The organism is Rathayibacter tritici (genome assembly GCF_002932875.1).
In the GTDB taxonomy this organism is placed as follows: domain Bacteria; phylum Actinomycetota; class Actinomycetes; order Actinomycetales; family Microbacteriaceae; genus Rathayibacter; species Rathayibacter tritici.
On the sequence record NZ_PSWS01000048.1, the window covers coordinates 83,074 to 106,116 of the forward strand.

Genomic DNA, 23,043 nt, shown 5'->3' on the forward strand with positions numbered 1-23,043 from the left:
AACCCTCCCTGGTTGTGCTCCGACGGCCTGACCGATTCCCGCGTCTCAGGGACGGGGGCGGGGCGGGGAGCGACGAGAAACTCGCCTGACGATTCTAAGCGAGCGCGCAGGTCGGCGCGGCTTAGGCGAGCCTTAGCTGCGGGGTAGTGCGAGGGAGGGTGCCCCCGCCGCGGCGTAGTGGACGAGGAGCTCGTCGGTGAGCGCGCTCCAGGTGCGGTGCAGCACTCGGCGGCGGCCGGCCTCGGCGAGACGGGCGCGCAGCCCGGGGTCGCGCACCAGCCGCTCCACCTGGCGGCGCAGATCGGAGTCGCTCTCGGGTGCGTAGAGCAGGCCGTCGACCCCGTGCTCGATCAGATCGGTGGGGCCGCCTGCGTGCGGGGCGACGACCGCGGTACCGGATGCCTGCGCCTCCTGCACCGTCTGGCCGAACGTCTCCTCCGTGCCTGTGTGCACGAAGACGTCGAGCGCGGCGAAGACGGCGGGGAGCCGCTCGCCGTCGAGCCGACCGAGCATCCGCGCCGTCGGCCCCAGGGCAGCGGCCACTCGGGAGGCGGAGGGACCGTACCCGCCGACGACGAGCTCGGCGCCGGGGAGCGAGGTGAGTGCCGCCATCCGCTCGACTCGTTTCTCGGGGGAGAGGCGGCCGATGTAGCCCACGAGCGAGCCGCCAGGGCCCAGGTGAGCGCGCACGGCCTGCGCGTAGGGGGAGGAGCGGCTGCGCGGGTGGAAGCGCTCACTCTGCACACCGCGGCCCCACAGTGCGGTGCGCTCGATACCGGCGGCGGCCAGATCGTCGAGGGCGCTGCTGGAGGGGGCGAGGGTCAGATCCGCTCCGGCGTGGATCTGCCGGATGATGCGCCAAGCGAGGGCGCGGGCACCGCGGATGCCGTAGCGGGCGGCGAACCGGGCGACGTCCGTCTGGTAGATCGCGACACTCGGCACGCCGAGCCGCCCGGCCGTCGCAATGGCGCGGGCGCCGAGGAGGAAGGGGGAGGCAACGTGGACGACATCGGGTTCGAAGGCGGCCAGCTCCCGAGTGAGCGCGAGCGTGGGGATCCCGACCGGGAAGTCGCGGTAGGCGATCGCCGGATGCTCCACCACGCGATGCCCGGCGTAGTGCCCGGGCGCGCCCGCCGCCGGGCAGATGACGAGCGCTTCGATCCCGCGCTCGGCGAACTCATCGAGCACCCGCAGCACGCTCGTGGTCACACCGTTCAAGGACGGCAGGAAGCTCTCGGTGACGACCGCGACTCTCACGCCCCGGACGCTACGGCGCTCGGGTGAACGGCGGCGCGCGCCGGGATGAACGGACGGTCGCACTCGGGCTCCCTTGTATCCTGGGGACATGACATCACCTGAGACCGATGGCCGCGCCCCGCTCGACCGCTTCTACAGCGTGATCCCGGCCGGCGGGATCGGCTCGAGGCTGTGGCCGCTCTCCCGGGCCGACGCCCCGAAGTTCTTGCACGATCTGACGGGATCGGGTCAGACGCTCCTCCGCGACACCTGGGACCGCCTGGCGCCCCTCTCCGGTGCCGACCGGATCATGGTTGTGACCGGCCGTGCGCACCGCGCCGCCGTCGAGGAGCAGCTCGAAAGTCTCGAGGACCTCAACGTCGTCCTCGAGAGCGAGCCGCGCGACTCCTCCGCCGCGATCGGATTGGCCGCCGCGATCCTCGAGCGCCGCGAGCCGGGCGTGATCATCGGCTCGTTCGCCGCCGACCACGTCATCAGCGGGCAGCAGCTCTTCCACGACGCGGTCGCCGAGGCCGTCGTCGCGGCGGACGCGGGCTACATCGCAACGATCGGCATCACCCCGACGGAGCCGGCGGTCGGCTTCGGCTACATCCGCACTGGGAAGCACCTCGGGATCGACGGAGCGACGCACACCCGCGCCGTGGACTCCTTCGTCGAGAAGCCGGACGCGGAGACCGCGCGCGCCTACCTCGCCAGCGGTGAGTACCTCTGGAACGCGGGCATGTTCATCGCTCGCGCCGACCGCCTCCTCGAGGAGCTCGGCCGTGCGAAGCCGAAGCTGCTCGCTGGTCTGCTCGAGCTCGCCGCCGCCTGGGACACCCCGGAGCGGGGCGCGGTGGTCGACCGTATCTGGCCGGGCCTGGAAAAGATTGCGATCGACTACTCCGTGGCTGAGCCCGCCGCGGCGGCGGGCAGGCTGGCCGTGGTGCCGGGGCACTTCTCGTGGGACGACGTGGGCGACTTCGCGTCCATCGCGAAGCTGCACTCGAGCGGGCTCCGCTCCGACCTCGCCATCCTCGGTGAGGATGCGCGCGTGTTGGCCGACTCCGCGACGGGCATCGTGGTCAGCGGCGGCAACCGCACCATTGCCCTCATCGGAGTAAAGGACATCGTCGTCGTGGATACCCCCGACGCGCTCCTGGTCACCACGACCGAGAACGCGCAGAAGGTCAAGGGCGTCGTCGACGCCCTCCGCCTGTCCGGCCGCACCGACGTCCTCTAGTCCCCGCGGCACCCCGCCGAAGCGCGGCCCTCCCTCGGAGGCGCCGCGCTTCGCCGTTCCCGCCCGCCCAGCGCCCCCGAGGTGCGTCCTCGACCTCAGGTACGAGGACCCGCCCGACGTCACCCGCTCTGCGGTGGCGCACCACGCATCACAGGAAGATCAACACTGTGTAACGCTTCCTGACCGCCACCGTCCAGGCGGCTGAGTGGCTTGTCATAGTGGGTAACGTGTGAGGATCGACGCCCTGCTGTGCTCGTCGCGCAGGGCCGCATTCCTGGAGGACGACATCTTGACTATCACCACGCGCACGGCCGCGTTCGGCGCACTCGCCGCCCTCGGCGTCACCACGCTTCTCGCCGGCTGCGCCTCCGCCCCCGAGCAGAGCGGCTCCAGTGCCGCCGCCGGTGGCGGCTTCCTGCCCTGCATGGTCTCCGACGCGGGCGGGTTCGACGATAAGTCGTTCAATGAGCTCGGCTACACCGGCCTCGTCAAGGCCTCGGAGGCCCTCGGCGTCACCCCGAAGACCGTCACGTCGGAGTCCGAGACCGACTACGCCCCGAACCTCACCAGCCTGGTCGACCAGGGCTGCAACCTGATCGTCACCGTCGGATTCGCGCTGGCGGAGGCGACCTCGGCCGCGGCCGAGGCGAACAACGACATCGACTTCGCGATCATCGACGACGCGACGATCGACCTGCCGAACGTGAAGCCGATCACCTTCGACACCTCGCAGGCAGCGTTCCTGGCCGGCTACGCGGCGGCGTCCTACTCAAAGACCGGTGTCGTGGGCACCTACGGCGGCCAGCAGTTCCCGACCGTCACGATCTTCATGGACGGCTATGCGGACGGCGTGAAGTACTTCAACGAGCAGAAGGGGAAGGACGTCACGGTCGTCGGCTGGGACGTCGACGCGCAGACCGGCTCCTTCACCGGCGGTTTCGCAGCGGGCGTCGAGGCCAAGTCGGCCGCGCAGTCGCTGATCGACCAGAACGCGGACGTCATCCTGCCCGTCGGCGGTCCGATCTTCCAGTCGGCGATCGAGGCGATCCGCGACTCCGGCAAGGACATCGCGATGGTCGGCGTGGACGCGGACCTGTACGAGACCTACCCGGACGGCGGCGATCTGTACCTGACCTCGATCCTCAAGGGCATCGAGGCCGGCACGACCGATGTCACCAGCTCCGCCGGAGCCGACGACTTCGACGCCACGCCGTACGTGGGCACCCTGGATAACGCGGGAGTCGGCATCGCGCCGTTCCACGACTTCGAGTCGAAGGTGTCCGGCGACCTGAAGGGCGAGCTCGACACCATCACGGCGGGCATCATCGACGGATCGATCACCGTCACCTCCCCGTCGGCGCCGAAGGCGTCCTAGTCGCCTGATCGACGAGGCCGGCGGGCCCGAGCATCTCTCGGGCCCGCCGGCCTCGTCGTTGCTCCGGCGCGCGAATCGATTCCGTGGCGACCGTCCGTCCCCGTCGAGCGCGCATCGTGGCGCGACCCGAAAGTTAGATTGGTCCCATGAAGCTCGAACTGCGTGGCATCACGAAGCGCTTCGGCGCGCTCGTGGCCAACGACCACATCGATCTCACGGTCGAACCCGGGGAGATCCACTGCCTCCTCGGCGAGAACGGCGCGGGGAAGTCGACGCTCATGAACGTGCTGTACGGCCTGTACCAGGCCGAGGAGGGGGAGATCCTGCTGGACGACGCGGTCCAGCACTTCTCCGGTCCGGGCGACGCCATGAAGGCGGGCATCGGGATGGTCCACCAGCACTTCATGCTCGTCCCCGTGTTCACCGTCGCCGAGAACGTCATGCTGGGCCACGAGGAGACGAAGGCCGGCGGACGCCTGGACCTCGTTGCCGCGCGAGCCCGGGTGCGCGAGATCTCGGACCGGTTCGGCTTCGACGTCGACCCGGACGCTCTGGTCGAGGATCTGCCCGTCGGCGTGCAGCAGCGGGTCGAGATCATCAAGGCGCTCTCGCGGGACGCCCGTGTGCTCGTCTTCGACGAGCCGACCGCCGTGCTGACCCCGCAGGAGACCGACGAGCTGATCGCGATCATGCGCCAGCTGCGCGCGTCGGGGACGGCGATCGTCTTCATCACGCACAAGCTGCGCGAGGTGCGCGAGGTCGGTGACCGCATCACGGTCATCCGCCTCGGCAGAGTCGTGGGGGAGGCGTCGCCGACGGCGAGCAACGCCGAGCTCGCCTCCCTGATGGTCGGCCGGGCCGTCGAGCTGACCGTGCAGAAGGAGCAGGCGGCGCCGGGCGACGAGGCCCTGGTCGTCTCGAACCTCACGGTGCGCGACGGCACTGGCCAGGCCGTCGTCGACGACGTCTCCTTCGAGGTGCGCCGCGGCGAGATCCTCGCGATTGCGGGCGTGCAGGGCAACGGCCAGACCGAGCTCACCGAGGCGATCATGGGCCTGCAGGAGCGGGTCGAGGGCTCGGTGACCCTCGACGGGCGCCGCCTCGACGGCTTGTCCGTGCGCCGGGTCCTGGAGTCGGGAGTCGGATTCGTGCCCGAGGATCGCACGGAGGACGGGCTGGTCGCCGAATTCACCATCGCCGAGAACCTCATGCTCGACCGCAGCGATAGGGGTCCCTTCGTGAAGGGCCTGGGTGTGCGGCTGAAGGAGCTCGAGCGTTTCGCCGAGGAGCGGGTGCGCGAGTTCGACGTGCGCGCGCAGGGCATCGGCACCCATGTCGGGCGGCTCTCCGGAGGCAACCAGCAGAAGGTGGTGCTCGCGCGCGAGCTCAGTAGGGAGTTGCGCCTGTTCATCGCCGCACAGCCGACCCGCGGAATCGACGTCGGCTCCATCGAGTTCGTGCACAAGCGCATCGTCGAGACCCGCGACACCGGCGTCCCCGTGATCGTCGTCTCGACCGAGCTCGACGAGGTCGCGGCGCTCGCCGACCGCATCGCGGTCATGTACAAGGGCGGGATCATCGGCATCGTCCCCGCCGACACCCCGCGCGAGGTGCTGGGACTCATGATGGCCGGGCAGACGCCCGCCGAGAAGGGAGCGGCGGCGTGAGCGACGCGCAACTGCCCGCGGTCGATCCCGATGCGGAGACCGAGAAGGCGACCGGGCTCGAGCCCGGTCAGAAGCCGGGTCAGGAGGCGCGCCTCGGCCCGATCGAGAGCGGCGCCTCGCGCGTGCTGCGCGAGATCCTCTCCGGCACCGCGCTGATGTCGGCGCTCGCCGTGCTGCTCTCCCTCATCGCGGGCGGAGTGCTGATCGCCGCGACCGACAAGGACGTCCAGGCGGCGTCGGGCTACTTCTTCGCCCGGCCGCTGGACACCCTGCAGGCGATCTGGCAGTCCGTCTCGGGCGCCTACTCCTCCCTCTTCCAGGGCTCGGTGTACAACCTCCGCCGCGACGGTTTTGCCAACGGCATCAAGCCGCTGACCGACACGCTGGCGTTCGCGACTCCGCTGATCGCGGGCGGGCTCGGAGTGGCACTGGCGTTCCGCGTGGGCCTGTTCAACATCGGCGGCCGCGGCCAGATGCTGATCGCCGCCGCCTGCGCGGGCTGGGTCGGCTTCTCCTTCGACCTGCCGTGGGGCGTGCACCTGCTGGTGACCCTCGCCGCCGGCATCCTGGGCGGCGCGCTCTGGGGCGGACTCGTGGGCCTGCTCAAGGCCCGCACCGGCGCGCACGAGGTGATCCTCACGATCATGCTCAACTACGTCGCCTTCTACCTGATCTCGTACCTGCTGCGGACGCCCGGAGCGCTGCAGGCGCCCGGGTCGAACAACCCCAAGTCGCCCGGGATGAAGGAGACCGCGGTCTTCCCGGCCCTACTCGGCCCCGGCTACTCGCTGACCCTGGGCTTCGTCTTCGCGGTCCTGGCGACAGTGTTCGTCTGGTGGCTGCTGAACCGCTCGACGATCGGCTTCAAGTTCCGCGCGGTGGGCGAGAATCCGCACGCCGCGCGCGTCGCCGGCATCGACGTGAAGAACAGCTACGTGTTCGCGATGCTGCTCTCGGGCGGCCTGCTGGGTCTGGCCGGCAGCGCCCAAGTGATGGGCACGGTGACCACCGGCTTCACTTCCGGGATCGACGCGGGCATCGGCTTCGACGCGATCACGGTCGCGCTCCTGGGCCGCTCGCGGCCGTGGGGCGTGTTCTTCGCCGGCATCCTCTTCGGCGCCTTCAAGGCCGGCGGCTACTCGATGCAGGCCGCCGAGGGCGTGCCGATCGACGTCGTCCTGGTCGTCCAGTCGCTGATCGTCCTGTTCATCGCCGCACCGCCGCTGGTGCGCGCAATCTTCCGCCTCCCGACGCCCGGAGCCGCCCCGACGCGCCGCACCCGCCGCACCTCGGAGGCGTCCGCATGAGCACCGCCGTTGCCACCGCCTCCGATCGGATCATGATCCGCAGCTGGAAGGCGCCGATCGCGTTCGGGATCTTCGCGCTGCTCGCCGTCGTCCTCTTCGTGGCCCTGGGGCGCGACGGGACGAGTTCGTTCCGCCTCGCCGCGGGTACCGACTTCTTCGCCCTGCCGGACATCCCGTTCCCGACGCGGGGCACGGGCGTGGTCGTCGCGGTCCTCCTGGTCGCGCTGGCCGTCGTGGCGGCCGCGCTCACCCGCGCCGGCCGGCGGATCCCGCTCTGGCTCTCGGCGGTCTTCGCCCTGGTGTTCCTGATCGGGTTCCTGGTCTGGGCCTCGGCCGGGGCCGCCCTCCCCGTCTCCGGGCTGCTGCTGGGGACTGTCGGGCTCGCCACTCCGCTGATCTTCGGCTCCCTCGGCGGAGTCATCTCGGAGCGGGTCGGAGTGGTGAACGTCGCGATCGAGGGGCAGCTGCTCGCCGGCGCCTTCACCGCGGCGATGGTCGGCTCGCTGACCCGACAGCCGGTGCTCGGCCTGCTCGCGGCGATGGTTGCGAGCGTCCTGGTCTCATTCGTGCTGGCGGCCTTCGCGATCAGGTACCTGGTCGACCAGGTGATCGTCGGCGTCGTGCTCAACGTGCTGGTGACGGGCCTGACGAGCTTCCTCTACTCCCAGGTGCTCTCGGCGGACGCGTCGACCTTCAACTCGCCGGTGAAGTTCGATCGGCTGCCGATCCCGGTGCTCAGCCAGGTGCCGATCGTGGGCGCGGTGCTGTTCAACCAGACGGTGATCGTCTACCTGATGTACGTCGCGATCGTCGCCGTCTGGTGGGGGCTGTTCAGGACGAAGTGGGGACTGCGCCTGCGCGCGGTGGGTGAGCACCCGCAGGCCGCGGATACTGTCGGGATCGACGTCGCGCGCACGCGCTTCTGGAATGTCTCGCTGGCCGGAGCGATCGCCGGAGTCGGCGGCGCGTACTACACGCTCGATGCGGTCGGCGCGTTCGGCAAGGAGATGACCGCGGGCGCCGGCTTCATCGCCCTGGCCGCCGTGATCTTCGGCCGCTGGGATCCGATCAAGGCAACGCTCGCCTCGCTGCTGTTCGGCTTCGCGACCAACCTGCAGAATGTGCTCGGCGTCATCGGCTCGCCGGTGCCGAGCGAATTCATGCTGATGCTGCCCTACGTCGTGACGATCTTCGCGGTCGCCGGCCTCGTCGGTCAGTCCCGCGGACCGGCGGCCGCCGGCAAGCCGTATCTGAAGTCGTGAGAGGAGTCGCCGTGACCGATATCGACTGGGAGATGCTGCGCACCGCCGCACTCGAGGCCATGAGCCACGCCTATGTGCCGTACTCGACGTTCCCCGTGGGGGCGGCCGCGCTCGTCGACGACGGCCGCGTGATCTCGGGCTGCAATGTCGAGAACGCCTCCTACGGACTGACGCTCTGCGCGGAGTGCGCTCTGGTGTCCGCGCTGCACATGACGGGCGGCGGACGACTCGTCGCCTTCACCTGCGTGGACGGCAAGGGCGGCGTACTGATGCCGTGCGGGCGCTGCCGTCAGCTGCTCGTCGAGCACTCGGCCGACGGGATGCTGCTCCAGACCGTGTCGGGCGTGAAGACGATCGACGAGGTCATCCCCGACGCGTTCGGCCCGCGCACCCTCGAGGCCTACGCGGCGCAGTAGCACCACACCCTTCCACTCGTGAACCGAGGACTCCGCATGACCCGCTCCACACCCGTCGAAGCCTTCGACGCCGTCGAGATCATCCGCACCAAGCGCGACCGGGGCACCCTCTCGACCGCCCAGATCGACTGGCTGATCGACGCGTACACCCGCGGTTACGTCGCCGACGAGCAGATGGCGGCGTTCGCGATGGCCGTGCTGCTGAACGGGATGGAACGCGACGAGATCCGCGACCTCACGCTCGCGATGATCGCCAGCGGCGAGCGGATGCGCTTCGACGGGCTCGGCAAGCGCACCGTCGACAAGCACTCCACCGGCGGGGTCGGCGACAAGATCACGCTGCCGCTCATGCCGCTGGTCGCCTCCTTCGGAGTGGCGGTACCGCAGCTCTCGGGGCGCGGGCTCGGGCACACGGGCGGCACCCTCGACAAGCTGGAGGCGATCCCTGGCTGGCGGGCCGACCTCGGCAACGAGGAGATGCTGGAGCAGCTGCGCACGGTCGGCGGAGTGATCTGCGCGGCTGGCTCGGGCCTCGCTCCGGCCGACAAGAAGCTCTACGCGCTCCGCGACATCACGGGAACGGTCGAGGCGATCCCGCTGATCGCGTCCTCGATCATGTCGAAGAAGATCGCCGAGGGGACCGACGCCCTGGTGCTCGACGTGAAGTTCGGCTCCGGCGCGTTCATGGTCGACATCGAGCGCTCGCGCGAGCTCGCCCGGGCGATGGTCGATCTCGGCAACCACGCGGGGGTGCGCACGACCGCGCTTCTGACCAACATGCATGTGCCGCTGGGATTGGCCATCGGCAACGCGAACGAGGTGCGGGAGTCGGTCGAGGTACTGGCCGGCGGCGGACCCGCGGACGTCCGAGAGCTGACCCTGGCCCTGGCCCGCGAGATGCTCGCGCTCGCCGGGCAGCCCGACGCGGACGTCGAGCGCGCCCTCGACGGTGGCGCGGCGATGGACACCTGGCGCGCCGTCATCCGCGCCCAGGGCGGAGACCCGGACGCGGCCCTCCCCGAGGCGCGAGAGGCCCACGTCGTGCTCGCCGAACGCGACGGTGTGCTCGTGGAGCAGCAGGCGCTGCCATTCGGAATCGCCGCCTGGCGACTGGGTGCCGGGCGCGCACGTCAGTCGGACGCCGTGCAGCACGCGGCGGGGGTCGACCTGCACGCGAAGCCCGGCGACGCGGTCCGCGCGGGTCAGCCGCTGTTCACGCTCTCGGCCGACGAGCCGGAGCGCTTCGCGCGAGCCCTGGAGGCGCTGGACGGCGCCTACCGGATCGGCGACGAGGGCGACGAGGTGCTCGACGGTGGGCCCCTTGTGGCGGAGCGCGTCTCGTGACCGGGACCGGCTCCGCCTGAGCGCCGGTCCCGCGGCGAGAACGTGGGCTCGCAGAAACGGGTTCGGCTCGCGAGACCTGGCGAGTCCCGCGAGCCCAACGGAATTCGACGAGCCGAGGGGCTCGGTCGCGCCGTTGTCGGCCGGGAAGCGCCGCTCGGTGAAGCGCCGTCGCCCACCCTCTAAGGTGGTCCGGGAACCACCGACCCGTGAGGAGCACCGTGACCGATCACACTGAGGAGTACCTCCTCCCGGGCGAGGGAATCCTCATCGACGGGCTCCCCAAGGTGTCGCTGCACGACCACCTCGACGGCGGCCTGCGCCCCGCGACGATCATCGAGATCGCTCGCGAGACGGGCGTGCCGCTGCCGGCCGAGGAGCCCGAGGCGCTCGCCGAGTGGTTCCGCGCCACCGCCGACTCCGGGTCCCTCACCGACTACATCGCCACCTTCGAGACGGCGGTCGCGGTGATGCAGACGGCCCCGTCCCTCGAGCGCGTGGCCCGTGAGTTCGTGCTCGACCTCGCCGCCGACGGTGTCGTGTACGGCGAGGTGCGCTGGGCGCCCGAGCAGCACCAGCGCGCAGGACTCGCACTCGACCAGGCCGTCGAAGCGGTGCAGGAGGGCCTTCAGCAGGGCGTCCAAGAAGCGGCCGCCCAGGGACATCGGCTCCGCGTCGGGCAGCTGATCGCCACGATGCGGCACGCCGACCGCTCGCTCGAGATCGCGGAGCTGGCGCTGCGGCACCGCGAGCGCGGCGCCGTCGGCTTCGACATCGTAGGAGCGGAGGCGGGTTTCCCGGCCTCGCGCCATCGCGCCGCCTTCGAGCTGCTCGCGACGGCGCACTTCCCGGCCACTGTGCACGCCGGAGAGGCGGACGGCCTCGACAGCATCCGCTCGGCCCTGCTCGACGGACGCGCGCTGCGCCTGGGCCACGGCGTCCGACTCGCCGAGGACATCCGCATCGAGCGCCAGGACGACGACGCGAGCTACGTGACACTCGGCGAGCTCTCGGAGTGGGTGAAGGACCGCGAGATCGCGCTGGAACTCAGCCCCTCCTCCAACCTGCAGACCGGCGCCATCGCCGCGTGGGGCGCGGAGCTGATCGACCACCCCTTCGACCTGCTCTACCAGCTCGGCTTCCGGGTGACGGTGAACACCGACAATCGGCTGATGAGCGCGACCACCCTGAGTCGCGAGCTCGCCCTCCTCTCCGACGCGTTCGGCTACGACCTCGACGACATCGAGGCCTTCCAGCTCAACGCGGCCCACGCCGCGTTCCTCCCGCTCGACGAGCGCCGAGACCTCGTCGAGACGATCAGCGCCGGCTTCGAGGCGGTCTGAGCGTGCCGCTGGACGCCCTGCCCGAGGAGGCGGTGGCCCTGCGCCACTCCGCTGGATCCTGGCGAGAGGCCGTGCTCGAGGCGGGCCGCGCCCTCGAACGCACCGGGGCGGTGGACGCCGCCTACTCCCGGCGGATGGTCGAGCAGGTCGACGTTCTCGGCCCCTACATCGTCATCGCGCCGGGGCTCGCCCTCGCGCACGCCCGGCCGGGGAACGACGTGCTCGCCGACGGCCTCTCCGTCGTCACTCTCGCCGAACCGGTCGCTTTCGGACACAGCACCAACGACCCGGTCTCGGTCGTCATCGGCATCGCGGCCACCCGGGCGCACGGTCACCTCGGCTTCGTCTCCGGGCTCGCCGACGTGCTCAGCCGCCCGGACGCGGTCGCCGCGCTTGCCGCCGCCCGCACCGTCCGCAGCATCAACGCGGTCCTCACCGACGACACCCCGCACCACCCGTACCACCCGCACCACGGAAGAAGCGCATGAAGATCATCACCCTGTGCGGCGCCGGAATCGGTACCTCCGCCATCCTCAAGCTCGGGGCCGAGCGCGCACTCGAAACCCTCGACCTCGAAGCCGACGTCATCGCCTCCGACCTCAGTTCCATCGCCGCGCTCGCCGCCGACGCGCAGGTGATCCTCACCTCCCGCGAACTCGTCGACCACATCGGCCGCACCTTCGCCGAGGTCGTCGTCATCGACAACTACCTCGACCAGAACGAGATCACGGCGAAGATCGAGAGGGCGCTGGGCTGAGTCGTTTCTGACCGCTCCCTGGCAGGGGGCGGTCAGGCGAGCAGGGCGGCGGCGCCGGCGCGGAGGGCGGCGAGGCGGGACGAGACGGCGAAGCGGCGGGCGGCGGGGTCGGGGTCGTGCGACCAGGCGTCGAGGTAGAGCTTCACCTTCGGCTCCGTGCCGCTCGGGCGCGCGATGAGGCGGGCGCCGTCGAGCGAGAAGCGCAGCGCATCCGTCGGGGGCAGCGCGCCACCCGTGGCGAGGACGTCCTCGCTCCGCTCGACGGCGAGCCCGCCGATCGCGGTGGGAGGGGTCGCCCGCAGCCCGGCCATGATCCGGCCGATCTCGGTGAGGTCGGTCACCCGGAGCGAGATCTGTTCCGAGCTGAAAAGCCCGAACCGCTCCGCGAACGCCGCCAGCTCATCATCGACGGTGCGTCCCTCCGCGGCGAGAGCACTGGCGAGGGAGAGGAAGGCGAGAGCGGCCGAGATGCCGTCCTTGTCGCGGACGGTGCCGGGGTTCACGAGGTAGCCGAGCGCCTCCTCGTAGCCGAAGACGAGGCCGGGGACCCGCGAGATCCACTTGAAGCCCGTGAGCGTCTCGGCGAAGTCGAGACCGTAGTCGGCCGCGACGGCGCTCAGAGCGGGGGAGGAGACGATCGAGCAGGCGAGCGCCCCGCCGGCTCGGCCCTCGCGGCGGGCCTGCTCAGCGGCACGCCAGCCGAGCAGCGCGCCGACCTCGTTGCCGGTGAGTCGACGGAAGCCCTCGGGTGCGGACGCGTCGGGCACGGCGGCGGCGAACCGGTCGGCGTCGGGGTCGTTCGCGACGATCAGCTCGGCACGGCCGGAGCGCGCGGTCGCGAACGCTAGATCCAGCGCACCCGCCTCCTCCGGATTCGGGAACGCGACCGTGGGAAACGCCGCATCGGGCTCGATCTGCTCGACGACGACGGCCGGCTCGTCGAAACCGGCGGCCGAGAGCACCCGGTGCGCCGTCTCCCAGCCCACCCCGTGCATCGCTGTGTAGACGACGCGCAGCGGAGCCGACTGACGGCCGACCGCAGCGGTCGCCTCGACGTAGGCGGTCACCACCGATTCGTCCGCGAGCCGGTACTCGCCGCGCGGCAACTCCGGGACCCGCCTGTCCCGCGCGACCGCGAGGATCCGCTCGGCGATCTCGGAGTCGACGGGCGGCACGATCTGCGAGCCCTCGTCGGCGCCGCCGAGGTACACCTTGTAGCCGTTGTCCTGCGGCGGGTTGTGGCTCGCCGTGACCATGACTCCGGCGTGCGCGCCGAGGTGACGCACGGCGAAGGCCAGCACAGGAGTGGGCAGCAGGCGCGGCAGCAGCACCGCGTCGACCCCGGCGCCCGCCATCAGCGTGGCGGAGTCCTCGGCGAAGACCCGCGAGTTCTTCCGGCCGTCATAGCCGATCACGACGACCGGCCGCTCCAGGCTCTGCGCGAGGAGGTGGTCCGCGAGGCCGACGGCGGCCTGCGAGACCAGCACGCGGTTCATCCGGTTGGATCCCGCTGCGATCGCGCCGCGCAGACCTGCGGTGCCGAAGGCCAGACGGGCGCCGAAGCGGTCCTCCAGCTCGGCCCGCGCTGCGGCGTCACCGGAGTCGGAGGCGCTCAGCAGGCCGACCAACTCCGCGCGCGTCTCGGGGTCGGGGTCCTGCGCGAGCCAGTCCTCGGCGAGGTCTCGGACGTCGGCGCTCACAGGGCGCCCGTGATCCCGGCGAGCAGGCGGGCGAGGTCGTCCTCGGCGTCGCGACCGGCCTCCAGGACCTCCTCGTGGCTCAGGGGCGTCTTCTGGATACCCGCGGCGAGGTTCGTGATCAGCGACATACCCAGCACCTCCATGCCCGCCTCGCGCGCGGCGATGGCCTCGAGCGCAGTGGACATGCCGACAATGTGCCCGCCGATGATCTTCGCCATCTGCACCTCGGCCGGGCTCTCATAGTGCGGGCCGCGGAACTGCACGTACACGCCCTCGTCGAGTTCCGGCCGCGTCCCGCGGGCCAGCTCGCGGAGCCGGGCGGAGTAGAGGTCGGTGAGGTCGATGAACGTCGCGCCCTCCAGCGGGGAGTCGGCGGTGAGGTTGATGTGGTCGCTGATCAGCACCGGCGTTCCCGGCGTCCAGTGCTCCTTGATCCCGCCGGCGCCGTTGGTGAGGATCATCACCGAGGCCCCTGTCGCGGCGGCGGTGCGGACACTGTGCGCGACGCGGCGCACGCCGTAACCCTCGTAGTAGTGGGTGCGCGCGCCGATGAGCAGTGCGCGCTTGCCGGTGGGCAGTAGCACGGAGCGCAGAGTGCCGCCGTGACCGTGCACGGCCGGCTTCGAGAACCCGAGGATCTCGGTGGCCTGGACTGTCGCGGTCGTCTCGCCGATCGCGTCGGCGGCCTTGCCCCAACCGCTGCCGAGGGTGAGGGCGATGTCGTGCTTCTCGACACCCGTTGCTTCGGCGATCTGTGCGGCGGCACGGGCCGCGATCTCGAAGGGATCGGCGTGGGGAGCGTCGAGCGGATGCAGAGTCTGGTCGGCCATCCCTCCACCCTACCGAGGGGTCGTGCCGGGTCGGGGGCGACTCCCGCGGGCGCTCGGACACCCCGCGATTGGGTGAACACTCAGTCAGAGGGGACAATGGGACTCATGGCTTACGAGTTCGAGCGCGCGCAGAGAATCGCTGTACTCGGAGGGGGGCCAGGAGGCTACGAGGCCGCCATCGCGGGGACGCAGCTCGGCGCAGAGGTCACTCTGGTCGAGCGGGTCGGAGTGGGCGGCTCGGCTGTGATCACGGACGTCGTTCCGTCGAAGTCGCTGATCGCGACGGCCGAGGCCACGAACGCGATCGGCGAAGCTGCCGACCTCGGTGTGCAGTTCTTCACCCGCTCGGAGCAGAACAAGCCGGTTCGTCCCGACGTGGCGGTGAACCTCGCGACGGTGAACAAGCGCCTGCTCGGCCTCGCGCGTCAGCAGTCCGAGGACATGCGCGCGAATCTGGTGCACCACGGCGTGCGCATCGTGCAGGGCGACGGTCGCCTGGACGGCTCCACTGCGCTGATCGTATCGACGGCGGCCGGCGGCGAGGGCATGGACTTCGACCGCATCGAGGCGGACACCATCGTCGTGTCGGTCGGCGCCAGTCCGCGAGTGCTGCCGACGGCCGCTCCCGACGGCGAGCGGATCCTCAGCTGGACCCAGCTCTACACCCTCAAGTCCGTCCCCGAGCACCTCATCGTGGTCGGCTCCGGAGTGACCGGTGCGGAGTTCGCCTCCGCCTACCGCGCGCTCGGCGCCCGCGTGACCCTGATCTCCTCCCGCGACCAGGTGCTGCCCGGCGAGGATGCCGACGCGGCCGCCGTGATCGAGAACGTGTTCAAGCGCAACGGCATGGTCGTGCTCTCGAAGTCCCGCGCCGATCGCGTCGAGCGGACCGAGAAGGGCGTGCAGGCCGTGCTCTCGGACGGACGCGTCGTCGAGGGCTCGCACTGCCTGATGGCCGTCGGCTCGGTGCCGAACACGGCGGGTATCGGCCTCGAGGACGCCGGAGTGCAGCTGACGGAGTCGGGTCACATTCGCGTCAATCGCGTCGCCCGCACCAGCGTCCCCTCCATCTACGCGGCCGGCGACTGCACCACGTTCCTCCCGCTCGCCTCCGTCGCCGCCATGCAGGGCCGCACGGGCGTGTTCCATGCGATGGGGGATGCCGTGAACCCGACCGAGGTGCGCAATGTCGCGGCGAACATCTTCACGCAGCCCGAGATCGCGACCGTCGGCTGGAGTCAGCGCGAGATTGAGGAGGGGATCGCGCAGGGCGACATCTACAAGCTCCCGCTCGCCGCGAATCCGCGGGCGAAGATGATGGGCATCCGCGACGGTTTCGTGAAGCTGTTCGCGCGTACCGGCTCCGGCACCGTCATCGGAGGCGTCATTGTCGCACCGAAGGCGAGCGAGCTGATCTTCCCGCTGGCCCTCGCCGTCGAGCACCGACTGACCGTCGACCAGGTCGCCCGCGCCTTCACCGTCTACCCGAGCCTCACCGGCTCGATCTCGGACGCCGCCCGCGCCATGCACATCGTCTCCTAGGCCACTCCCCGCGTCGGCTAGGGGCTGACGATGTGCAGGAGCACGTGGCCGGCGGCGACGGTGGAGCCGGCCTCCGCGTTGAGGGCGGTGACGGTGCCGTCCTTGTGGGCGGTGAGCGGCTGCTCCATCTTCATCGCTTCAAGGACGACGACGAGGTCGCCGGTGACGACGGTGTCGCCCTCGGCGACGGCGACCTTGACGATCGTGGCCTGCATCGGCGAGGCGACCGAGTCGCCCGTGACCGTGCTGACGGAGGAGGAGCCGCGGCGCTTCGGGGTGGCCGCGGCGGCTCCGCGCGCGGGGGCGGAGCCGACGAGGTCGCCGGGCAGGGTGACCTCGACGCGGCGTCCGTCGACCTCGACGACCACGTTCTGGCGGGCTGCTGCCTCGGGGGTCGCTCCGGGCTCGCCGCTCCAGGCCGGGATCGTGTTCTCGAACTCGGTCTCGATCCAGCGGGTGTAGATCGAGAAGGGGGCGCCGCCCTCAGGGGCGAAGGCCGGGTCCTCGACGATCGCGCGGTGGAAGGGGAGCACCGTCGGCAGTCCGGTGACCTCGAACTCGGCCAGAGCGCGCCGCGATCGCTCGAGCGCCTGCTCGCGGCTATCGCCGGTGACGATCAGCTTCGCGAGGAGCGAGTCGAAGGAGCCGGAGATCACGTCGCCCGCGACGACACCGGAGTCGACGCGGACACCGGGTCCGCCGGGCGCCTTGAAGACGTGCACCGGGCCGGGGGCGGGGAGGAAGCCGCGGCCCGCGTCCTCACCGTTGATCCGGAACTCGAAGGAGTGGCCGCGGGGCGCCGGGTCGGCGTCGTCGAGCGCGCCGCCCTCCGCGAGCCGGAACTGCTCGCGGACGAGGTCGATACCGGTGACCTCCTCCGACACGGGGTGCTCGACCTGGAGGCGCGTGTTGACCTCGAGGAAGGACACCGTGCCGTCCTTGCCGATCAGGAACTCGCAGGTGCCGGCGCCGAGGTAGCCGACCTCCTTCAGGATCGCCTTCGAGGCGCGGTAGAGCTCGGCGTTCTGCTCGTCGGTCAGGAACGGCGCAGGCGCCTCCTCGACGAGCTTCTGGTGGCGGCGCTGGAGGGAGCAGTCGCGAGTGGAGACGACGACGACGGTGCCGTGCGCATCGGCCAGGCACTGGGTCTCGACGTGGCGCGGCTGATCGAGGTACTTCTCGACGAAGCACTCGCCGCGACCGAAGGCGGCGACGGCCTCGCGGGTAGCGGAGGCGAAGAGTTCCTCGACCTCCTCGCGTTCGCGGGCGACCTTGAGGCCGCGCCCGCCGCCTCCGAACGCCGCCTTGATCGCGACGGGGAGGCCGTGCTGGTCGACGAACTCGAGCACTTCGGCGGCGCCCGAGACGGGGTTGAGGGTTCCCGGAGCGAGTGGAGCGCCGACCTTCTCGGCCACGTGGCGGGCCGAGACCTTGTCGCCCAGGCGTTCGATCGCGTCGGGACCGGGGCCGATCCAGATCAGTCCGGCGTCGATCACGGCGCGGGCGAAGTCGGCGTTCTCGGCGAGGAAGCCGTAGCCGGGGTGCACGGCGTCGGCGCCGGAGCGGCGGGCCACCGAGAGCAGCTTGTCGATGACGAGGTAGGTCTCGGCGCTGGTGGTCCCGCCGAGGGCGTAGGCCTCGTCGGCGAGGCGGCTGTGCACGGCGTCGCGGTCCTGGTCGGCGTAGACGGCGACGGAGGCGATCCCGCTGTCGCGGGCTGCGCGGATGACTCGGACGGCGATCTCGCCTCGGTTGGCGATGAGCACCTTCGTAATCTTCGGCATGGTTCCTAACCCTAGGGGGCGCCTGCGCGCGGCCCGTCGCGGCTCACGACAAAGAAGCGGGGGGCGTTCGTCGGATCCTCACAACGGCGCGCGGGCGCTCACCGGTTCCAGAGTGCGGTCCAGTCGACGCCGAGACTGCGCACGAGCGAGCGGAGGGTCGGCACCGACATCCCGATCACGGTCGAGGGGTCGCCCTCGATCGCGGTGATGAACCCGGCGCCGCGGCCGTCGATGGTGAAGGCGCCGGCCACCTCGAGCGGCTCGCCGGTGGCGACGTAGGCGTCGATCTCGGTGTCCTCGATGTCCGCGGCGAACGTGACGGCGGCGGACGTGACCGCACCGGCCTCCGCGACGATCCGTCCGCCGCGGTGGTCGATCAGCCAGTGACCGGAGTGGAGGCGGCCGGTGCGTCCGCGCTGAGCCCGCCAGCGCTCGCGGGCCCGTTCCGGCTGGTGCGGCTTGCCGTGGACGACCCCGTCGAGCACGAACGCCGAGTCGCCGCCGAGCACCAGTCCATCGACCTCGGAGCTCAGCACGGCGTGCGCCTTGGCATGCGCGAGCAGCGACACGGTGGCGTCCGCATCCAGCACCGCGCCCCGCTCCTGCTCGGAGCGGGCGACGGCCGCGGGCTCGTCCACCTCGGAGGGGACGACGACGGGCTCGATCCCTGCGGCCCGCAGCAGCGCGAGGCGCGCCGGGGACGTGGAGGCGAGGTAGAGGCGCACGAAGGCTCCCTGCGGCCGGGCCCACGCTGTGGGATGCTCGACGGATGGCACAGACCCCGCCCCGAGCATCCGCCCGCTCCGATGGAGCCGACGACGCACTCGGGACCGAGATCGAGCTCGACATTAGCAACGTTGCTCACGGCGGCGTGTTCGTCGCCCGACACGAGGGCCGCGTGGTCTTCGTCCCGGATGTCCTCCCCGGTGAGCGCGTCCGGGTCCGGATCAGCGAGGTGCGGCACGACAGCTTCTGGCGCGGCGAGGCCCTGGAGGTACTGGAGGCGTCGGAGCACCGGGTCGAGCACATCTGGCCCGAGGCCGCTCTCGGCCGTCGTCCCGAGGAGCGGGTCGGAGGCGCTGAGTTCGGCCACGCCGATCTGGCCTATCAGCGCGAGCTCAAACGCCTGGTGCTGGTCGACTCCTTCGCCCGCTTCGCCCACCGCGACGTCGGGGTGGAGGTCGCGCCGATCGCCGGCGACGACGCCTCCCACGGGCTCGGCTGGCGCACCCGCAACCGCCTGCACGTCGACGACGCTGGCCGTGTCGGCCCCTACGCCGCGCGCAGCCACCACGTCGTCACGGTGCGGACGCTGCCATTAGCGACCGCCGATTCGTCGCTGGTCGCACCCCTCGGCGAGCGCCTCGCGCCCGGATCCGTCGTCGACCTCGTGGACGCCGCCGGCTCCGAGGGCGCCGCGGTGCTCGTGCACGACCCCGCCGACAAGCGCGCGCGCCGCGACCGCACTGTGGTGAGCGAGTTCGTCGCTGGCCGCACCTTCCGGGTCGATCGCACCGGCTTCTGGCAGGTGCACCGCGGAGCGGCCGCCACGCTCTTCGAGGCCGTTCAGGCCGCCGTCGATGCGGAGTCGGCGGATCCGGATGCGGCGAACCACGACCTCTATGGCGGTGTGGGCCTGCTTGCCGCCGCTCTGGCCGACCGCCTCGGAGCCGGAGTCCGTGTGACCAGCGTCGAGAGCGACTCCCGCGCCACCGAGCACGCGCTCGAGAACCTTGCCGACCACGTCGGCGCCCGGGCGGTGACAGCCCGGGTGGACCGTTACCTCCGCGACGTGCTCGCCCAGGCCGATGCTCGCGAGCGGGGGCGGTGGCGGGCGGCCACCGTCGTCCTCGATCCGCCCCGCTCGGGCGCTGGCCGCGCGGTCACCGAGGCGCTGGCGCAGCTGCGACCGGCCCAGCTCGTCTACGTCGCCTGCGACCCGGTGGCGCTCGCCCGCGACGTCGGGGCACTGACCGCTGAGGGTTACGAGCTCGCGACTCTCGACGGCTTCGACCTCTTCCCGCACACCTCGCACGGAGAGGCCGTCGCGCGTCTGGTCCGCCAAGGGGACTGACCGCGGCCTCGCGCCTGCGTAGCATGGGTTGGATGGAGTTCCCTGCCGACCATGATGCAGCCGAGGGTCCGCGGGTGCGGGTGGCGATCGTGGACGACCACGAATCGGTGCGCCTCGGCGTCGCCGCTGCCGTCCACAGTGCGGGGATGCAGGTGATCGCCGCCGCCGAGACGGTGCAGGCGCTCGAGTGCACGATCGGCAGTGCCGAGATCGATGTGCTCGTCCTGGATCTGTCCCTGAACGACGGGTCGAGTATCACCAGCAACGTGAAGTGGGGGCAGGTGCGCGGCTCCGCCGTCCTCGTGCACAGCATTGCCGATCGTGTGGTGGCGGTGCGGGAGGCGCTCGCCGCCGGTGCCGCCGGGGTCATTCCCAAGTCGTCGCCGATGTCGACCGTGGTCGCCGCCATCCGCACCGTCGCCCGCGGCGAGGTGCTGAACAATCTGGAGTGGGCGTCAGCGATCGACGCCGATGACGACTTCGCCCGGGCCGTGCTCGGCCGCCGCGAGCGCGACGTCCTGCACCTCTACGCTTCGGGCCTGCCGTTGAAGCGGGTGGCCGAGCGGCTCCAGATCTCGGTGTCGACGGCGAAGGAGTATCTCGACCGGATCCGCGAGAAGTACGTCGAGATCGGCCGTCCCGCGCCGACGAAGGTCGATCTGTTGCGGCGTGCGGTCGAGGACGGCATCCTCCCGGGCATCGACCCGGATGACGGCGATGGCGGGCGCTGAGGCTCCGGTCGCCCGCCGGAACGCCGGGCGCGAGCGGATCGACACGATCATCAGCACGGTCGTGTCCTTCTTCGGCTTCGGTTTCGGCGTGCAGACCGTCCCGCCGATCCTCGCCCAGCTGCCGTTGCTGCGCCCCGAGGTCGCCTGGCCGGTGCTGGTACTGGTGTTCGGGTCGCTCAGCGGCGCCGTCGTCACTGCCGTGCTGCGGCGCGGTTCCCGGATCACTGCGGTCCTGGTCGCCGTCGGGGTCTTCGTCTCGGTGGTGACCTGGCCGGCGGCCGTCGCTCCCGGGGTCGCCAGTCGCGAGACGCCCTGGGTCTGGTACCTGATGACCATCGGCACCGCCTTCTGCACCATCGCGGCACCGCTGCGCGTCGCCATCGCCTACGCCGGCGTGACGACGGTGCTGTTCGGGGTGCTCCGCGTGCTGCCCGCCGGAGGTGGAGCGGAGCCGACTCGCGCGATCCTCGACGCCGCGTACGTCGGCATCGTCGGGTTCGTGATGCTGGTGCTGATCACCGTGCTCCGGCAATCGGCCGATCAGGTCGACCGCGCTCAGACCACGGCCACACAGCAGTACGAGGCCGCGATGCGCCAGCACGCCGGCGAGGTGGAGCGGGTCGAGGTCGACGCGCTGGTGCACGACAACGTGCTCGCCACCCTCCTCTCCGCCGCGTCGGCCGAGTCGCCGGCTGAGCGTGCTCTCGTCTCGTCGATGGCTCAGCGCACACTCGGAGTGCTCCTGCCGGATCACGAGCCCGACACGCTGGAGGGCATGATCCCGCTGGAGCGCTTGCAGCGCCGACTCGCGCACGCCGCGTCCACCTTCGGGACCGAGATCGCTGTAAAGACGGCCGAGGGTGTCGATCCGCGGCGGACGACCCTGCCCCGCTCGGTGGCCGAGGCCTTGCTCGGAGCCGTTTACCAGGCCCTCGCTAACAGCGTCCAGCACGCCGGGCCGAGCGGCAGAGTGCACCGCGTCGTCCACGGGGTGCTCGGCGACGGCGTGGTGGAGATCGTGGTGGAGGACGACGGCCGCGGCTTCCAGCTGGCCGATGTGCCGCGTGAGCGGCTGGGCATCCGGCTGTCCATCCTCGAGCGGGTGCACAATGCCCGGGGCGTCGCCCGGATCGATTCGACACCGGGCGAAGGGACGCGGGTCGTCCTCACCTGGCGCCCGGACGCGGGCGGTGCGCGATGATCGCGTACCCGCGGCCTCTGCTCCAGGGGCTCGGCGCCGGCTTCTCGCTCTATCACGTGGTGCTCGCGTTCTTTTCGTTCCGTCTCTCCCCGGCCACTACGGCCGACCTGGTCGCGGTCGCGCTCTACGTCGCGGCGACGGTCGTCGCCCTCTGGCCCGGATCGACCACCCGGCTCGCGCTCCCGGTCGCGATCGGGATGGCCGTGGTCGCCGTCGCCCTGCCCCTGCTCGTGTCGCCATCGCTGGACCCGGCGGCCTCCAACGGCTACTCCACCTGGTACATCGCCGCCGTCGGAACTCTGATGACGATCGTCTGCGCCCGGCGCCGGGCCATCTGCGCGTGGATCGGCGTTGGCTTCCTGATCGTGCACACCCTGGTCTGGGCGGGTCCCGCCGCGCTCGCCACCCTCGGCGTCGTCGGCGGAATCGCCTGGGTCGCGATCGCGCAGCTGCTCATCGTCGAGCTGGGTCGGGCGGGATCGGAGGCGCGTGTGCTCGAGGCGGCCGAGCGCGCGGCCGCGTCGTGGCGTGCGGCGGAGGAGGCGCACCTCACGGAGCGCGAGGTGCGCCTCGAGCAGACCCGCGCTCTCGCCTCCGACATGCTGCTGCGCATCGCGCAGCCGGGGCCGGGTCTGACCGACGACGAGCGGCGCGAATGCCGCCTGCTCGAGGCGGCGGTGCGCGACGAGATCCGAGGCAGGCGATTGCTCGACGACGAGGTGCGGCGCCTGGTGCTCGACGCGCGGCGCCGCGGGGTGAGCGTCTCGGTGCTCGATGACGGCGGACTGGACCGCAGCTCGGAGAGCGAGAGCCGCCGGGTACTGGGCGAGCTCGCTCGGGCGCTCGACGGCATTCGCGAGGAGGTGGACCGGGTGGTTGTGCGGACCGCGTCGGCCGATTCGGCATCGGCGGTGACCGTTGTGGGGTTGCGGACGGCGGGTGACGGCAGTGCGGGCGCTCTGGGTTCCGATGACCCGGGCGACGAGGTGGACGCGTGGGTCGAGATCCGACGCGGCGGACCGGGCGAGCGGGACGCCTGAGCAGTCGCGGTCGGCCGGCCGCGGAGAAATCCAGCCGCTTAACGGAGTGCGGCGGGCCGTCCACTCCTCCGAAGAGGGGGCCCGGCCCGCCGTCAAACCCCGAGTGAGGGTAACAACCCGAATATTACCCTCACTCGCCCCCAACACACCCGCCTGCTTACCCTGGTCGGCGAGTGATTGGCGGCGCCCCTTCT

The 23,043-nt window shown here is 71.2% G+C and carries 20 protein-coding genes; 15 read left to right on the forward strand and 5 right to left on the reverse strand.

Annotation, left to right across the window (positions count from 1 at the left end; genetic code table 11):
• Positions 1-132: 132 nt before the first annotated feature.
• The gene (locus C5D07_RS07735; RefSeq protein WP_068254533.1) at positions 133-1,257 is read right to left on the reverse strand and encodes a glycosyltransferase family 4 protein; all 1,125 of its coding nucleotides are present in this window, start codon (positions 1,255-1,257) and stop codon (positions 133-135) included.
• An 88-nt stretch (positions 1,258-1,345) separates the two neighbouring features.
• Here C5D07_RS07735 and C5D07_RS07740 point away from each other — a divergent pair, with 88 nt between their 5' ends.
• The 10 genes from C5D07_RS07740 (at position 1,346) to C5D07_RS07785 (ending at position 11,947) form a co-directional block, all read left to right on the forward strand.
• Entirely contained in the window at positions 1,346-2,479 is a 1,134-nt protein-coding gene (locus C5D07_RS07740) for a mannose-1-phosphate guanylyltransferase (protein ID WP_068254530.1), read from the forward strand.
• Positions 2,480-2,768: 289 nt separating this feature from the next.
• On the forward strand, positions 2,769-3,854 hold the full coding sequence (locus C5D07_RS07745; RefSeq protein ID WP_068257478.1) for a BMP family lipoprotein: 1,086 nt from the start codon (positions 2,769-2,771) through the stop codon (positions 3,852-3,854).
• A gap of 146 nt (positions 3,855-4,000) precedes the next feature.
• Positions 4,001-5,521: an ABC transporter ATP-binding protein gene (locus C5D07_RS07750; protein ID WP_068254525.1), complete on the forward strand. Its 1,521-nt coding sequence runs from the start codon at positions 4,001-4,003 to the stop codon at positions 5,519-5,521.
• A complete protein-coding gene (locus C5D07_RS07755) occupies positions 5,518-6,828 on the forward strand; it encodes an ABC transporter permease (RefSeq protein ID WP_249028197.1) in 1,311 nt (436 codons plus the stop codon). The genes C5D07_RS07750 and C5D07_RS07755 overlap by 4 nt, the downstream gene beginning before the upstream one ends.
• Entirely contained in the window at positions 6,825-8,090 is a 1,266-nt protein-coding gene (locus tag C5D07_RS07760; protein WP_068254523.1) for an ABC transporter permease, read from the forward strand. The genes C5D07_RS07755 and C5D07_RS07760 overlap by 4 nt, the downstream gene beginning before the upstream one ends.
• A gap of 11 nt (positions 8,091-8,101) precedes the next feature.
• A complete protein-coding gene (locus tag C5D07_RS07765; protein WP_084415951.1) occupies positions 8,102-8,506 on the forward strand; it encodes a cytidine deaminase in 405 nt (134 codons plus the stop codon).
• A gap of 36 nt (positions 8,507-8,542) precedes the next feature.
• Positions 8,543-9,850, forward strand: coding sequence for a thymidine phosphorylase (locus C5D07_RS07770; protein ID WP_104259059.1), 1,308 nt, complete (start codon positions 8,543-8,545; stop codon positions 9,848-9,850).
• A 218-nt stretch (positions 9,851-10,068) separates the two neighbouring features.
• A complete protein-coding gene (locus C5D07_RS07775) occupies positions 10,069-11,190 on the forward strand; it encodes an adenosine deaminase (protein WP_068254517.1) in 1,122 nt (373 codons plus the stop codon).
• A 2-nt stretch (positions 11,191-11,192) separates the two neighbouring features.
• On the forward strand, positions 11,193-11,678 hold the full coding sequence (locus C5D07_RS07780; protein WP_104259060.1) for a PTS sugar transporter subunit IIA: 486 nt from the start codon (positions 11,193-11,195) through the stop codon (positions 11,676-11,678).
• Positions 11,675-11,947 (forward strand): PTS sugar transporter subunit IIB, encoded by a 273-nt coding sequence (locus tag C5D07_RS07785; protein ID WP_068254510.1) that lies wholly within the window; start codon positions 11,675-11,677, stop codon positions 11,945-11,947. The genes C5D07_RS07780 and C5D07_RS07785 overlap by 4 nt, the downstream gene beginning before the upstream one ends.
• Positions 11,948-11,979: 32 nt before the next feature.
• Here the strand turns inward: C5D07_RS07785 and C5D07_RS07790 are convergent, their stop codons facing one another.
• Both C5D07_RS07790 and C5D07_RS07795 read right to left on the reverse strand, forming a co-directional pair.
• Complete coding sequence (locus C5D07_RS07790; RefSeq protein WP_104259061.1) at positions 11,980-13,647, reverse strand: phospho-sugar mutase; 1,668 nt, start codon at positions 13,645-13,647, stop codon at positions 11,980-11,982.
• Positions 13,644-14,477, reverse strand: coding sequence for a purine-nucleoside phosphorylase (locus C5D07_RS07795; protein WP_104259062.1), 834 nt, complete (start codon positions 14,475-14,477; stop codon positions 13,644-13,646). Before C5D07_RS07795 ends, C5D07_RS07790 begins: the two co-directional genes overlap by 4 nt.
• 105 nt (positions 14,478-14,582) lie before the next feature.
• On the opposite strand from C5D07_RS07795, the gene C5D07_RS07800 reads away from it, so the two are divergent.
• Positions 14,583-16,019, forward strand: coding sequence for an NAD(P)H-quinone dehydrogenase (locus C5D07_RS07800; RefSeq protein ID WP_068257470.1), 1,437 nt, complete (start codon positions 14,583-14,585; stop codon positions 16,017-16,019).
• 17 nt (positions 16,020-16,036) lie between these two features.
• Here the strand turns inward: C5D07_RS07800 and C5D07_RS07805 are convergent, their stop codons facing one another.
• A complete protein-coding gene (locus C5D07_RS07805; RefSeq protein ID WP_068254502.1) occupies positions 16,037-17,803 on the reverse strand; it encodes an acetyl/propionyl/methylcrotonyl-CoA carboxylase subunit alpha in 1,767 nt (588 codons plus the stop codon).
• Positions 17,804-17,901: 98 nt separating this feature from the next.
• Positions 17,902-18,528, reverse strand: coding sequence for a Maf family protein (locus C5D07_RS07810; protein ID WP_068254499.1), 627 nt, complete (start codon positions 18,526-18,528; stop codon positions 17,902-17,904).
• 44 nt (positions 18,529-18,572) lie between these two features.
• On the opposite strand from C5D07_RS07810, the gene C5D07_RS07815 reads away from it, so the two are divergent.
• From C5D07_RS07815 to C5D07_RS07830, 4 genes are read left to right on the forward strand one after another with little or no spacing between them, the layout of a single operon-like run.
• Positions 18,573-19,877, forward strand: coding sequence for a class I SAM-dependent RNA methyltransferase (locus tag C5D07_RS07815; RefSeq protein WP_084415950.1), 1,305 nt, complete (start codon positions 18,573-18,575; stop codon positions 19,875-19,877).
• Positions 19,878-19,909: 32 nt separating this feature from the next.
• On the forward strand, positions 19,910-20,608 hold the full coding sequence (locus C5D07_RS07820) for a response regulator transcription factor (protein ID WP_237358165.1): 699 nt from the start codon (positions 19,910-19,912) through the stop codon (positions 20,606-20,608).
• Positions 20,595-21,809 (forward strand): sensor histidine kinase, encoded by a 1,215-nt coding sequence (locus C5D07_RS07825; RefSeq protein WP_104259063.1) that lies wholly within the window; start codon positions 20,595-20,597, stop codon positions 21,807-21,809. Before C5D07_RS07820 ends, C5D07_RS07825 begins: the two co-directional genes overlap by 14 nt.
• Positions 21,806-22,849, forward strand: coding sequence for a hypothetical protein (locus tag C5D07_RS07830; protein WP_104259064.1), 1,044 nt, complete (start codon positions 21,806-21,808; stop codon positions 22,847-22,849). Before C5D07_RS07825 ends, C5D07_RS07830 begins: the two co-directional genes overlap by 4 nt.
• Positions 22,850-23,043 lie beyond the last annotated feature (194 nt).

Coding starts and splice junctions, on each gene's coding strand:
- C5D07_RS07740 (WP_068254530.1), top strand. CDS start 1,346: ATGACATCACCTGAGACCGATGGCCGCGCCCCGCTCGACCGCTTCTAC.
- C5D07_RS07750 (WP_068254525.1), top strand. CDS start 4,001: ATGAAGCTCGAACTGCGTGGCATCACGAAGCGCTTCGGCGCGCTCGTG.
- C5D07_RS07760 (WP_068254523.1), top strand. CDS start 6,825: ATGAGCACCGCCGTTGCCACCGCCTCCGATCGGATCATGATCCGCAGC.
- C5D07_RS07770 (WP_104259059.1), top strand. CDS start 8,543: ATGACCCGCTCCACACCCGTCGAAGCCTTCGACGCCGTCGAGATCATC.
- C5D07_RS07785 (WP_068254510.1), top strand. CDS start 11,675: ATGAAGATCATCACCCTGTGCGGCGCCGGAATCGGTACCTCCGCCATC.
- C5D07_RS07795 (WP_104259062.1), bottom strand. CDS start 14,477: ATGGCCGACCAGACTCTGCATCCGCTCGACGCTCCCCACGCCGATCCC.
- C5D07_RS07800 (WP_068257470.1), top strand. CDS start 14,583: ATGGCTTACGAGTTCGAGCGCGCGCAGAGAATCGCTGTACTCGGAGGG.
- C5D07_RS07805 (WP_068254502.1), bottom strand. CDS start 17,803: ATGCCGAAGATTACGAAGGTGCTCATCGCCAACCGAGGCGAGATCGCC.
- C5D07_RS07815 (WP_084415950.1), top strand. CDS start 18,573: ATGGCACAGACCCCGCCCCGAGCATCCGCCCGCTCCGATGGAGCCGAC.
- C5D07_RS07820 (WP_237358165.1), top strand. CDS start 19,910: ATGGAGTTCCCTGCCGACCATGATGCAGCCGAGGGTCCGCGGGTGCGG.
- C5D07_RS07825 (WP_104259063.1), top strand. CDS start 20,595: ATGGCGGGCGCTGAGGCTCCGGTCGCCCGCCGGAACGCCGGGCGCGAG.
- C5D07_RS07830 (WP_104259064.1), top strand. CDS start 21,806: ATGATCGCGTACCCGCGGCCTCTGCTCCAGGGGCTCGGCGCCGGCTTC.